General features: G+C 44.9%; 11 protein-coding genes and 1 pseudogene. 10 read left to right on the top strand and 2 right to left on the bottom strand.

What is annotated here, in order from left to right; genetic code table 11:
* The first annotated feature begins 147 nt into the window (after nucleotides 1–147).
* The 7 genes and pseudogenes from cmk to AAEU32_RS04775 all read left to right on the top strand — a co-directional run bounded on the left by cmk (nucleotide 148) and on the right by AAEU32_RS04775 (nucleotide 5,620).
* On the top strand, nucleotides 148–861 hold the full coding sequence (gene cmk / locus AAEU32_RS04745; RefSeq protein ID WP_421969372.1) for a (d)CMP kinase: 714 nt from the start codon (nucleotides 148–150) through the stop codon (nucleotides 859–861).
* 98 nt (nucleotides 862–959) lie between these two features.
* A complete protein-coding gene (gene rpsA, locus AAEU32_RS04750; RefSeq protein ID WP_421969373.1) occupies nucleotides 960–2,627 on the top strand; it encodes a 30S ribosomal protein S1 in 1,668 nt (555 codons plus the stop codon).
* A 37-nt stretch (nucleotides 2,628–2,664) separates the two neighbouring features.
* Nucleotides 2,665–2,979, top strand: a pseudogene (gene ihfB, locus AAEU32_RS04755) (integration host factor subunit beta); the annotation flags it as partial.
* A gap of 22 nt (nucleotides 2,980–3,001) precedes the next feature.
* Entirely contained in the window at nucleotides 3,002–3,301 is a 300-nt protein-coding gene (locus AAEU32_RS04760; protein ID WP_421969374.1) for a lipopolysaccharide assembly protein LapA domain-containing protein, read from the top strand.
* Nucleotides 3,302–3,303: 2 nt separating this feature from the next.
* Complete coding sequence (gene lapB, locus AAEU32_RS04765) at nucleotides 3,304–4,440, top strand: lipopolysaccharide assembly protein LapB (RefSeq protein WP_421969375.1); 1,137 nt, start codon at nucleotides 3,304–3,306, stop codon at nucleotides 4,438–4,440.
* An 11-nt stretch (nucleotides 4,441–4,451) separates the two neighbouring features.
* Nucleotides 4,452–5,153, top strand: coding sequence for an orotidine-5'-phosphate decarboxylase (gene pyrF / locus AAEU32_RS04770; protein WP_421969376.1), 702 nt, complete (start codon nucleotides 4,452–4,454; stop codon nucleotides 5,151–5,153).
* 83 nt (nucleotides 5,154–5,236) lie between these two features.
* Complete coding sequence (locus AAEU32_RS04775) at nucleotides 5,237–5,620, top strand: hypothetical protein (RefSeq protein ID WP_421969377.1); 384 nt, start codon at nucleotides 5,237–5,239, stop codon at nucleotides 5,618–5,620.
* Nucleotides 5,621–5,634: 14 nt separating this feature from the next.
* Here AAEU32_RS04775 and AAEU32_RS04780 read toward each other — a convergent pair whose 3' ends face one another.
* Together AAEU32_RS04780 and AAEU32_RS04785 are read right to left on the bottom strand one after the other, a co-directional pair.
* Nucleotides 5,635–6,474, bottom strand: a complete 840-nt coding sequence (locus AAEU32_RS04780; protein WP_421969378.1) for a CvfB family protein — start codon at nucleotides 6,472–6,474, stop codon at nucleotides 5,635–5,637.
* A complete protein-coding gene (locus AAEU32_RS04785) occupies nucleotides 6,474–7,823 on the bottom strand; it encodes a DEAD/DEAH box helicase (RefSeq protein ID WP_421969416.1) in 1,350 nt (449 codons plus the stop codon). The genes AAEU32_RS04780 and AAEU32_RS04785 overlap by 1 nt, the downstream gene beginning before the upstream one ends.
* Before the next feature lie 166 nt (nucleotides 7,824–7,989).
* Between AAEU32_RS04785 and trhO the strand changes: the two genes are divergently transcribed.
* The 3 genes from trhO to AAEU32_RS04800 all read left to right on the top strand — a co-directional run bounded on the left by trhO (nucleotide 7,990) and on the right by AAEU32_RS04800 (nucleotide 13,480).
* Complete coding sequence (gene trhO, locus AAEU32_RS04790) at nucleotides 7,990–8,976, top strand: oxygen-dependent tRNA uridine(34) hydroxylase TrhO (RefSeq protein ID WP_421969379.1); 987 nt, start codon at nucleotides 7,990–7,992, stop codon at nucleotides 8,974–8,976.
* A 401-nt stretch (nucleotides 8,977–9,377) separates the two neighbouring features.
* Nucleotides 9,378–10,391, top strand: a complete 1,014-nt coding sequence (locus AAEU32_RS04795) for an efflux RND transporter periplasmic adaptor subunit (RefSeq protein ID WP_421969380.1) — start codon at nucleotides 9,378–9,380, stop codon at nucleotides 10,389–10,391.
* 2 nt (nucleotides 10,392–10,393) lie between these two features.
* On the top strand, nucleotides 10,394–13,480 hold the full coding sequence (locus AAEU32_RS04800) for an efflux RND transporter permease subunit (protein WP_421969381.1): 3,087 nt from the start codon (nucleotides 10,394–10,396) through the stop codon (nucleotides 13,478–13,480).
* The last annotated feature ends 46 nt before the right edge of the window (nucleotides 13,481–13,526 follow it).

A 13,526-nucleotide genomic window follows, 5' to 3' on the forward strand; every position in this document is an offset into this window, starting at 1 on the left:
GCTCGCGGTTGACCTTAATCGCGGGCCATATTTTTCAATCTGTTACAAACTAATCCTAAAAATATCCACTAGATACGGGAATTTAAACAAAACTTCACGTATAATACCGCCGTTTTAGAATGTTTGCTGTGCATGCAGGAGGTTTAAATGCAGGCATCAATGCCGGTGATCACTGTTGATGGTCCAAGTGGATCAGGTAAAGGAACCGTGTGTCGCTTACTCGCGCAAAAGTTGGGCTGGGATGTGCTCGATAGCGGTGCGATATATCGTGTTTTAGCGTTAGCAGCGCTACACCATCAAATTGCACTAGACAACGAGGAAGCATTAGTCCCTCTTGCCGCTAATTTAGATGTGCAGTTTGCTTTTGATGCAGACAATCACAGCAGCAAAATCATCCTAGAGGGTGAGGAAGTTACACATGGCATCCGCAATGAAGAAGTCGGTGCAGCAGCCTCTAAAGTGGCTGCGTTACCACGTGTACGTGAAGCTTTGTTACGTCGTCAGCGTGCATTTAGAACTGAAGCAGGGTTAATTGCAGACGGGCGCGACATGGGCACCGTTATTTTTCCAGACGCGAACGTGAAAATATTCTTGATTGCAAGCGCACAAGAGCGTGCCCAACGCAGGTATAAAGAGTTGAAGGCTAAAGGTCTGGATGTTACACTAAGTGGTCTACTTGAAGACATTCAAGCACGCGATGAGCGTGATATGAATCGTGCAGTGGCTCCTTTGGTTGCCGCTGATGACGCTATTACGCTTGACACAACTGAGCTAGATGCTCAGCAAGTGTTTGTTGTAGTACAAAAAATACTCGAAGATGCTGTGCTAGCTGGTAAGCTAGAGAGTGCGAGTATTAGGTAAATATTTATTTCGCATGAGCAGGACGCACGTGCATTTTTAACAACCCCGCTGAGCAGTGAAGCGACGTGGTGAATTTAACTTATAGAGACGTATTAAGTATGTCAGAAAATTTTGCGCAGTTATTTGAAGAAAGCCTACAGGGTTTTGAAGCTCAACAGGGCTCAATCGTAAAAGGTACCGTAATTTCTATCGAGAACAACATCGTTCTTGTAGACGCTGGCCTTAAGTCAGAAAGTGCTATCCCTGCAGAGCAGTTCAAAAATACTGCTGGTGAACTAGAAGTTGCTGTTGGTGACGAAGTTGATGTTGCACTAGATGCAATCGAAGACGGTTTCGGTGAAACTATCCTTTCTCGCGAAAAAGCGAAGCGCCACGAAGCGTGGATCCGCCTTGAGAAAGCATGTGAAGAAAACGAAACTGTTACAGGTATCATCAATGGTAAGGTTAAAGGTGGTTTCACTGTTGAAGTTGACACTATCCGTGCCTTCCTACCTGGTTCACTTGTTGATGTTCGTCCAGTACGTGATACAGCTCACCTTGAAGGTAAAGAGCTTGAATTTAAAGTTATCAAGCTTGACCAGAAGCGTAACAACGTAGTTGTTTCTCGCCGTGCAGTTATCGAATCAGAGAACTCACAAGAGCGTGAAGAACTTCTTCAAAACCTTGTTGAAGGTCAAGAAGTTAAAGGTATCGTTAAGAACCTTACAGACTACGGTGCGTTCGTTGACCTTGGTGGTGTAGACGGTCTACTACACATCACTGACATGGCGTGGAAGCGTGTTAAGCACCCTTCAGAAATCGTGAATGTTGGCGACGAAATCAACGTTAAAGTTCTTAAATTCGACAAAGATAAGACTCGTGTATCTCTAGGTCTTAAGCAACTTGGCGAAGATCCATGGCAAGAAATTGCTAACCGTTACCCAGAAGGCGCTAAGCTATCTGGTCGTGTAACTAACCTTACTGATTACGGCTGTTTCGTAGAAATCGAAGAAGGCGTTGAAGGTCTAGTACACGTTTCAGAGATGGATTGGACAAACAAAAACATCCACCCATCAAAAGTTGTTTCACTAGGTGACAACGTTGAAGTAATGGTTCTTGAAATCGACGAAGAGCGTCGTCGTATTTCTCTAGGTCTTAAGCAGTGTAAAGCTAACCCGTGGCAAGAATTTGCTCGTCTTCAAAACAAAGGCGACCAAGTTAAAGGTAAGATCAAGTCAATCACTGACTTCGGTATCTTCATCGGTCTTGACGGCGGCATCGACGGTCTTGTACACCTTTCAGACATCTCTTGGAACACTCCAGGCGAAGAAGCTGTACGTGAGTACAAGAAAGGCGACGAAATCACTGCAATCGTACTTCAAGTTGACCCAGAGCGTGAGCGTATCTCTCTAGGTGTTAAGCAAATTGAAGCTGATCCTTTCAATAACTACCTAGACGCAAACAAAAAAGGTGCTATTGTTAAAGGTACAGTGACAGCTGTTGACGCGAAAGGCGCAACTGTTGAGCTTATCGAAGGCGTTGAAGGTTACATCCGTGTAGCTGACATTGCACAAGAGCGTGTTGAAGATGCAACTGCAGTTGTTTCTGAAGGCCAAGAAATCGAAGCTAAGTTTGTAGGCGTAGATCGTAAGAACCGCGCTATCAGCTTATCTGTTAAAGCGATCTTCGAAGCAGAAGAAAAAGAAGCATTAGAAAAACTTAAGGCAGATGAGCCTCAGTTCGAAAATGCGATGGCTGCTGCATTTAAAAATGCACAAAAAGACTAAGATTTAGTCTAGTCTTAGGAAGGGCGAAAGCCCTTCCTATTGTAAGCCCTTGAAAGGAAACATTATGACCAAGTCAGAATTAATAGAACAACTTGCGGAAAAATATTCTCATGTCCAAGCACGCGACGTTGAGAATGCAGTAAAAGAAATTCTAGAACAGATGGCAGGTTCATTATCAGAAGCAGAACGCATTGAAATTCGTGGCTTCGGTAGTTTCTCACTCCATTACAGAGCTCCACGTACTGGTCGTAACCCAAAAACAGGTGAGACAGTAGAGCTAGATGGAAAGTACGTTCCTCACTTTAAGCCAGGCAAGGAATTGCGCGATCGCGTTAACGCGAGCATTCAATAATCAGGGATGGAGTAACCGCTGAGTGAAGGTGTTTAAAATCATTCTTTATGTACTGTTTGTTTTTATTGCCTTCGTGCTAGGGTCGCAAAACCCACAAGCGGTCAAAGTCAATTATTTGATAGCCAGTGCTAATATGCCGCTCGCTGCATTGATGAGTGTTTGTTTTATTATTGGTTTATTAATTGGTTGTTTCATTACTCTTCGCCTTTTCTCCCGATTAAAATGGCAGAATTATCGTCTTCAAAAGCGAAACGAAAAACTAGCACGTGACGCTCAGGAGCAGTTTCAAGATAAGACTCCAGATTTAGTCGAAGAGCGCTAGTTATGCTTGAACTGTTGTTTTTACTCTTACCCGTAGCCGCCGGATATGGTTGGATCATGGGTAAAAACAGTGCAAAAAATCAAGCCCATCAGCAAAATAGAAAAATAACAGCACAATACAGCAAGGGACTTAAGTTCTTGCTTGATAGAGAAGATGATCAAGGCTTAGAGCACCTTATTGAAATTCTTGAAGTATCAGCTGATTCAGTAGAGCACTACCTTACGCTCGCAACTTTGTTTCGCCGCAGAGGCGAATTAGACAGAGCGATTAAAATCCACGAATTATTACTCGAACATCCAAACTTAAATCAGCAACAGCAAATCGATGTCCGCTTAGAGCTTGCACAAGATTATATCCTCGCAGGTTTGCTCGATAGTGCCGAAGAGCACCTTCTTATCCTCATAAAGCAAAATAGTGCGCAAGCGCTAGAGCCACTTATCTCCTTGTACTCTCAGACCCGTGATTGGCAAAAGGGTATAGCGTTACATCTTCGCTACGCACACCTGTTTTTGCAGCGCCAACACAAAATCGCCATAGCTAACTTTTATTGTGAAGCCGGGATCAGTGCACAAAAAACTGAATTAATGTCACAAGCTCTGGGCGTTGGTGAACCAAGTATTCGGCCACTATACGAACTTGGGAAAATGGCATTTGCTAGAGAGGATTATGTTCAGGCTATTCACTATTGGCGAGATTTGCTATATCACTTTACTGTGAGTTCGCCTTTAGTGCTTGAAAACTTGGCGTTGAGCTATCGACACCTGCATTTAGAACATCAATTTGAACATGTCTTAAGTGAATTATTAGAGCAAGGTGGTATCGGCATAAAGATTCAGTACTGCCAGTATTTGCTCAAAGATGGCAAGCGCAAAGAAGCTGTTGAATTTATAACTAAGAGTTTAAAGAAACAACCTAATATTCGAGGCTTTCGTTTTTTGCTACAATTGCTCGCTGGGCAGAACGTGCAACTCGACGAAGCACTCAACCCAATTGACAAACTAATTCAATCTTACATTGACACCAAAGCAGAGTACCAATGCCAGCATTGTGGTTTTCAGAGCCACAGTCATTATTGGCTGTGTCCTTCTTGTAGACATTGGGAGTCGATGCAACCAAGCCGTGGGCTTGATGGTTTTTAAACAGGAATAACATGAACGCCGTTGATTCTAAAAAAGTAGTAATAGCCTTAGACTATGACGATAAAGCAAGTGCGTTGGCATTTGTAAAACAACTATCACCTGATACATGCCGATTAAAAGTAGGTAAAGAGATGTTTACTTACTTTGGCCCTGAGTTTGTAAAGGAATTGGTAGATTTGGGCTTTGATGTTTTCCTTGATCTAAAGTTTCATGACATTCCAAATACGGTTGCAAAGGCGGTAAAAGCAGCTGCGGATTTAGGTGTGTGGATGGTCAATGTACACGCCAGTGGTGGTGTTGAGATGATGCAAAAGGCTAAAGAGATCCTTGCACCATACGGCGATAAAGCCCCCATTCTTATCGCGGTTACAGTGCTTACCAGTATGGATGAGGCACAATTGAAGCAATTAGGTGTTGAGAAAACACCACAAGAACAAGTGCTTTATCTTGCTAAACTGACTCAACAAGCTGGGCTTGATGGTGTCGTGTGTTCGGCGCAAGAAGCGAAACTACTTAAAGAGCAGTTAGGCGAGTCGTTTAAATTGATCACTCCAGGTATTCGTCCAGCGGGAAGCGATGCTGGGGACCAAAAACGTATCATGACTCCGAAGCAGGCTGTGGAAAATGGCAGTGATTATCTTGTGATTGGTCGTCCAATTACCCAGGCTGCAGACCCTGTAAAAGTATTAAATGACATCAACGCAAGTTTGTAATAGCTTGTATATAATAACAATAATAAAAAGTGTGCAGTGATTCACTGACCTCTTTGACACTAAGCGTTAGCTAGGAGTATAGAGTGAAGTATGTACTATTGATTATCTTGCTTGCAGGTGCCGGTTACTATTACCACAGATACACGACCACTCAAGATAACGAGCAAGCAATGCAATTGTTACTTGAACAAATTGAGTATCAAAATGTGGATTTGTTTGAACTAAAAGACGCATCGGTGAAACGCGTGTACGCAATATGCGCAAACAATGAGGAAATGTTATTGCAATCAAGCCGCAGTGTAGAAAGTTGTATGCAGGCGCACGATTCAAAACAACCTCAGTGTGCAGAGCATATTTTCCGTTTGGCACCACTGAGCATAGAGTCTCGCAAAGACATGGTAGATTATGCTAAGCGATATACTCGCTGCACCTTACCTTACAAAGATTTAAAGTATCAATCACTGTAAATGAAAGCGCGACCTTATGGTCGCGCTTTTAGTTTAATTTGTGTTGCTTCAATATCGATGAGGCCTTCTTTAAACAAACCACCGATGGCTTTTTTAAAGTTCGCTTTGGACGTACCAAATTGACGTTTTATAGCGTCTGGTGCCGATTTGTCACCCAGTGCTACTGTGCCGCCTCGGGCATTAAGTTCATCAATGATCTGCTGTTTCAGCGGGTCGATTTTTGCCATACCTGGCGCTTCAAGTACAACATCTATTTTGCCGTCTTCACGACAGTGTTGCACATAGGCGTCAAGACGCTGGCCAACAAACAGGTTGCGATGAACGCGATTGTGGAAAATGAGTCCCCAATGTAGCTCATCAACAATCACTTTATAGCCCAAGTCAGTTTTGCCAGCGACGATAATGTTTACGCTGTCACCTGATTTGTAACTCGGCATCGCACGACCAACAAATTTGTTGAGATTACTAGATGCACAAATTCGTTTTGAGGCATTATCAAGATACAGTTTTACGAGGTAGCTCCGCTCTGGCTGCATCTTTGGCTTTTGCTCATTAAATGGTACCAGCAGGTCTTTTTCTAACCCCCAGTCCATAAATGCGCCCACTTTGTTAACTTGCTTAACCTGCAACAGTGCAAAGTCACCAACTTGCGCCAACGGTTTGGTGCGTGTCGCAGTTGGGTGCCCCATGTTATCGAGATAGACAAACACGCTTAGGCTGTCGCCTTGTTCGATATCTTGTGGCGCTTGCTCAGCAGGTAAAAAGACTTCGCCTAAATCAGTGCTGCGAAGATAGACACCTTCGCCGGCAACCTCATCAACAAACAGTGTTTGCCACTGTCCTAAACTACTCATTATTCTTCCTCATCCTGTACAGGTTTTGGCTTGCGCTTTAATGAACCCATCGCATTGGGGTCAAATGGCGCCTTGATAGGCTTTTTGGGCCTAGCAACTTTACCTTTATGCGCTTTAGGTTTAGTCGACTTAGCGACCTTATCTACTTTTTTGTCGCCACGTGTTGGCTTTTTCACCGCAGGTTTTGGTTTGGTAAAGCCTTTGAACTTTCCAACGAGCCCGTCAATTTGACTAAAAGGTAGCGGACGACGCATAAATTGATTGATGGCTAAATAGCTTTGCCAATCTTTTGGTCCAACCAACGAGATGGCAAAACCCTTAAAGCCTGCGCGACCTGTACGGCCAATACGGTGGATATATTCTTCAGCATTTTTTGGCAAATCAAAATTGATTACATGAGTCACGTTAAGTAAATCTAGTCCGCGCGATGCAACATCCGTGGTGATAAGCACTTGATACAGACCACGACTAAAGCTGTCCATTATTTCCAAGCGTTTGTTTTGTGCCATCGCGCCCTCAAGTGCAACTGCCTTGAGACCATGCTCACTTACTTTGTCACATAAACGCTGCGTGTCCTCACGAGTCGCCGTAAAGATGATGCATTGGCCTAGCGCGTTTTCATTGGCGAGCAAATGTTCAAGCAAGGCTTCTTTATGATCTAAGTGATCAGCTAAATATAAGCGCTGATTAATATCGCTGTGTTCATCTGTAGCGGCACTGATACTCACGCCTTTTGGATTTTTCAGTAAGTTACGTGATAGTGCACTCACTTGAGCATGTTCAAGTGTCGCTGAAAATAACAAGCTTTGACGCAACCTGTGATCAGCACTTTGGTTTATAAGCTCAACCTGTTCAGTAAAACCAAGGTCAAGAATTCGGTCCGCCTCGTCAAATATCAGCATCTCTAAGCCGCTTAAATGCAGCGACCGGCCATCTAGGTGGTCGGCGATACGACCCGGCGTGCCGATTACAAAGTGAGGGTCCTTGCGCAGCGCCTTTACTTGGTCATTGTAATTTTCGCCACCGAGAATTTTAACTGCACTTAACGCAGTGCCCGCAATCAGCAATCGTAATTGCGAATATACTTGCGTAGCTAACTCACGCGTTGGGGTGACTATCAACACACGAGGATCGCGTTTTGATAGTGCTTTTTGCTTCATCACTCGCTGAACTGCAGGTAACAGGAATGCCAGGGTTTTCCCTGAGCCCGTTTTCGACTGCGCAAATAAATCATGTCCAGCCAATGCTAATGGAATCGCTTGGGCTTGGATATCGGTAGGGGTGGTAATACCTTGGTGTGTCATTTGTGCGCACAAACGCGAATCGATACCCAAATCACTAAATTGCAAATTCACTCTCCACTAAAAAATACGTTTAATACAGCGATATTATAACTTAATGCAGGCGTTATCTGGCAGCAAATTTTGCGTTTTTGCGCATTTGCAGTAAAATACGCGCCCCTAATGCGCCGGATTTGCGATTCGGTTTAGTTAAAAGCAATTAAAAGGTACTTCAATGTCACAACAATACGTCGTGTGTGCGCTGTATAAATTCGTAGCGCTGCCAAATTTTGAACAAATTCGTCAACCTCTTCTAGACACAATGCTTGCGCATGATGTGCGCGGTACTTTGTTACTCGCTAACGAAGGTATTAACGGTACTGTTGCAGGTAAACGTGAAGGTATCGATGCTCTGCTAGCGTGGTTAGACAAACAACCAAATCTTGATAACATCGTAACGAAAGAATCCTTCGATGATGAATGTCCGTTCTATCGCACCAAGGTTAAGTTGAAAAAAGAAATTGTAACTATGGGCGTTGAAGGTATCGATCCGCGCGAAGTTGTAGGTACCTATGTAAAACCAAAAGATTGGAATGCGTTAATTAGCGACCCTGAAGTGGTATTAGTTGATACGCGTAACGACTACGAGATTGAGATTGGTACATTTAAAAACGCGGTAGACCCAAAAACAAAAACTTTCCGTGAGTTCCCAAGTTGGGCTGAACAAAACCTTGATCCTAAAAAGCACAAAAAGGTAGCGATGTTCTGTACCGGGGGTATTCGTTGTGAAAAATCCACGGCCTACATGAAAGAGCAGGGCTTTGAAGAGGTATATCACCTAGAAGGTGGGATCTTAAAGTACTTAGAAGAAGTGCCAAAAGAAGAAACCATGTGGGAAGGTGAGTGTTTTGTTTTCGATAATCGTGTAGCAGTTGACCATGATTTGAATAAGGGCCAATACGATCAGTGTCATGCGTGTCGTATGCCAATTACAGAGCAAGACAAAGAAAAACCACAATACATGCAGGGTGTTTCTTGTCATCACTGTCATGACAGCTTAACTGAAGAGCAACGTGCACGCTTTGCGGAGCGTCAAAAGCAAATCGAACTTGCTAAAGAGCGCGGCGAAGGGCACATCGGCCACGAGGCTCAAGAAATGCTGCAAAAGCGCAAACAGTTAAAGCAAGCGTTCAAAGAACAACAGCGCGCTGCAACTAAATAAGTAGCTCATCAAAAAGGAAGTGAACGTCACTTCCTTTTTTGTTGCCTCGACGCATCAATTCAAAATTACGCTAAAGTAAAGAAATGCAAATATCCTCCCTTCGCATTCATTCATGTACTAAGCTACTGAATAATTAATAACTTATACCAATCCTGCAACAGTGTATTGTCTTTTTTGTCGGCACGAAATTCATACTTCAACTATCGCTATGTCCTAGATATGTGAGCATGATATTTAGTCCGCTTGCATCAGAGGCTACTTAACGGAATTGGTAACAATCATACAGGTATTAGTCGCAGCTATTTGTTAGTTCAGCGAGGATACATCCAAAAGCTGATCAAAGCGTTGTTACACTGCGTACAAACCCAATGATTAACATATAAAAACAAGGTTGGTTTGTTTTGCGCACATATTTGTTTCCTTTAATCATCACCCTAGCGTTTAGTGCACATCTTGATGCTCGCGCCTCAAAAGTCGTTGTTGAGTCGGTCAACTTAGAGCGAACTCAACAAGTTGTTCAAGCAGTTGGTAATGCAGAGGCAGTCCGCTCAGTGGTGTTATATCCCGCGGTGGGAGATCGCGTTACTGGGGTGTTTTTTGAGCCCGGACAGAGCGTAGAGCAGGGCCAAATTCTGCTAGAACTAGACTCTCGTCTTCAAAAAGCGGCACTCGAAGAGGCAAAAATAAAACTCGCTGATGCGCAAAGAACGTTGTCCCGTTTGGAAGATAGTTTTGCCAAAGGGGCCATCCCCAAAAGCGAACGTGATAATGCACTCACCGCCCGTGATCTTGCTAAAGTCGCACTGACTAAAGCGCAAGCAGAACTCGATGATAGAAGCGTGCGGGCACCGTTTGGCGGAGTTATGGGGCTCACCGATGTGGAAGTTGGGGATCGTATTAGTCAGCAAACAGCAATTGCAACCATTGACGATGTAAGTGCGTTGTACATCAATTTTAATGCCCCTGAATCCGCTATTTCAATGCTAAAAGATAACGCGACTGTTAGCGTGCAGGCATGGCAAGAGCACTCTTATATTGATGCACAAATCGCGTATTTAGACTCACGAATAGACAGTAAAAACAGAACATTACGTGTAAAGGCGAAAATTGATAATAACACTAACGCATATGTGCCTGGCATGAGTTTTCGGGTGAACATGTCTATGCAAGGTGAGGCATTCGCTGTTGTGCCGGAAGCCGCATTATTGTGGGGAGCAACAGGGCCTTATGTGTGGAAAAGCGTAGACAATGTTGCCACTAAAGTGGACGTTCAGATTGCCCAGCGTTTATCTGGACGTTTACTTGTAAGCGGGGATTTGGGGATAGGTGATTTACTTATTGTTGAAGGTGTTCAAAGACTTAGACCAAATCAAGAAGTGGCATTTGAGCAAGCGCAATTGGCAAAGAGTAACTAGTCATGAGCGAAAATTCAGCGACTAACATGCAAGACTTACCGTCAATGGCGATACGCCGTCCGGTGCTCATTGTGGTACTCAATTTACTTATTATCATCGCCGGTATCGCGGCTATTGCTGGGGTTGAAGTACGTGAACTGCCAGATGTAGACCGTCCGCGAATTACTGTCTCTGCATCATTTCCAGGTGGCTCCCCTGAAACGGTGGATACCGAGGTCACTAGTAAGCTTGAGGGGGCGGTCGCGCGTGTCAGTGGTGTTAAGTCTATTCGCGCCCAAAGTGAAGAAGGCAGTAGCCGTATTGTTGTGCAGTTTCGCCCGGGTGTGAATCTCGACGATGCTGCTAACGAAACCCGAGAATCGGTTGCGCGTGTGCAGCGAGAGCTACCTGAAGAAGTCGAGCGCGTTTCGATTATAAAGGCCGATAATGATGCTGAAGCCGTTGTATCACTTACAGTAAGTAGTGAGTCATTGTCATTGGAAGCATTGACGGAGCGCGTTGAAATAGACCTCGCGCCTCAGTTTCTAACAATCCCCGGTGTTGCTGATGTGCGCTTAAATGGTGATAGAGAGCGTGTACTGAGGGTGCGCATAGACCCATTAAAGTTAAGCAGCTTCAATTTAACCGTGCCAGATGTAGCAGATGCACTGCGTCAAGCGCCATTTGATGTCCCCGCAGGCAGCTTGAAGTCCAACGATCAGCAGCTGATTGTTCGCGCTGATGCGACCTCTATCACAGCAGAGCAAGTTGGCGACATTATCGTTCGTGGCGACACTCGCATTGCGGATATTGCTTCGGTGTATTTTGGTCCTGCAGATCCTCGGTCAATGGTCCGCTTGGACGGTAAACCTGTTATTGGTATGGAAATTATCCGCCAAGCACAATCCAACACCATTGAGATTTCTGATGAAGTATTGATGTTGCTCGAGCGTATGAAAGTCCGTTTCCCAGAAATGGAATTTACGCTCACCTCAGACGATGCTCAGTTCATTCGAAGCTCCGTTGATGAAGTGCTTAATTCGTTAGCATTGACGGTGGTGCTAGTGATAATTACGTTGTGGGTTTTTATTGGCTCTTGGCGAGCAACACTCGTTCCAGCATTTGCTATCCCTGTAGCGCTCATCGGCTCGTTAGCCTTGATTTGGGCACTGGGCTTTTCAATAAATATTTTGACCTTGTTGGCATTGGTACTGGCGACAGGCTTAATCGTTGATGACGCAATTGTTGTGAGTGAGAACATTCAACGCCAGCGCACGATGGGGCTTGGCCGACGTGCGGCCGCGGTTATTGGTACTCGTGAAGTCTTTTTTGCGGTAATCGCCACGACAGCGGTACTGGCGGCTGTGTTCGTACCCATCGCGTTTTTGCCGTCAACTGCTGGGCGTTTGTTCCGCGAATTCGGTGGCGTGCTTGCTGGGGCGGTGATTATCTCAAGTTTTGTCGCACTGTCACTGGTGCCTGCACTGACCTCTAAACTGAAATTGAAAACAGGCGGCTCACACTTATTCGGTGTAATGGGTCATAAGCTAGCTGATATCTACAAGTGGTGTATCAACAAAGTACTGAATCATGCATGGTGGGTGTTTGCTGCGAGTGTTCTTCTAGCTATAGGCTCCGGCGCTCTGTATTCGCAACTTGAGAATGAGTTACTGCCTAGTGAAGATAGAGGCAAAATACGTATTTTTGCACGGGGCCCTGATGGGGTCGGCTTAAACTTTATGGATAGGCAAGCAAAGCAAATGGAAGACGTGTTGCTGCCGTTTGTACAAAGTGGTGAGATAGAGTCCATTTATACCGTTGTTGGGCAGTGGGACCCAAACATTGTGTTCATTACGGTGCCTTTAAAACATTGGGATGAGCGCAGCATATCGCAACAAGAAATTATTAATAAGATCCGCGGTCCATTGGGGGCTATTCCAGGTGCCCCAGCACGAGCTTTTGGCTCCAACAGCCTTAATTTACGTGGTCAAGGGGGTGGCGTCGAATTGGCATTGCTAGGCCAAGATTACAATGCTATTTACGCAGCAGCGCAGGACTTTGCAAAGGTTGTGGAGCAGGCTATCCCTGACGTAGCGCCTGTGCGAATTTCATATCAACCATCACAGCCGCAATTAAGAGTGAATATTGATAGACGAAGAGCGAGTGAATTAGGCGTTGAATTACGCGATATCGCTATTACTTTACGCTCTGCGATCAATGGCGACGACATTGCTGATTTAAATGTGGGCGATCAATCTATACCCATTATGTTACAGGCACAAAATAGAGCCATTAATTCTCCGAGCGATCTCTCCAACCTCTATGTAGGCGGTGCTAATGGCACTTTGGTGCCACTCAGTTCTGTAGCGACGATAAGCGAAGAAGGGGTAGCCGCTGAACTTGAGCGCCATGCACAACGTCGCGCAATCGAAGTGGATATGGAATTACCGCCAAATATGACAATGGCACAGTTAGTTACACAGTTACGGGAATTAAGCCAAGAAAGCTTGCCTGCAAGCATCACACTGGCGTTTAAAGGGGAAGCGTTAACCTTTGAAGAAACGGCTAACGAAGTCATGCTGACCTATGTGCTGGCTTTTATCATTGTTCTACTGGTGCTTGCGGCTCAGTTTGAGAGCGTTAACAGTGCAATTGTGGTTATGATCACCGTCCCATTTGGTATTACTTCGGCTATTCTCGCGCTGTACTTAACTGGAACCTCTCTCAATATCTTTTCGCAAATAGGACTTGTGATGTTAATTGGTCTTATCGCCAAGAACGCCATTTTGCTGGTGGAGTTTGCCGATCAGCTGCGCGATAGAGGCCTACAAGTGCGAGAGGCTGTGGAGCAAGCCGCGCTTGTGCGCTTGCGTCCTATTGCCATGACCTTAGTATCGACTCTGCTTGGAGCACTGCCGTTGATTTTATCAACAGGTGCTGGCGCCGAAGCGCGTAATGCCATAGGTTGGGTCGTCTTTGGTGGGCTGTCGTTAGCGGTGTTGTTCACCTTGTTTTTAACGCCGGTCGTTTACCTAGGGTTAGCGCGCTTTACCAAACCACGCGCAGATGAGTCGCAACAATTAGCCAAAGAGCTTGAGCAAGTTAGTTAGGCTATAATTATGGAGATTATGCCCGCATCATCGCGGGCATTTTTAT

It is taken from the genome of Pseudoalteromonas maris (genome assembly GCF_049257235.1).
Classification (GTDB): Bacteria; Pseudomonadota; Gammaproteobacteria; order Enterobacterales; family Alteromonadaceae; genus Pseudoalteromonas.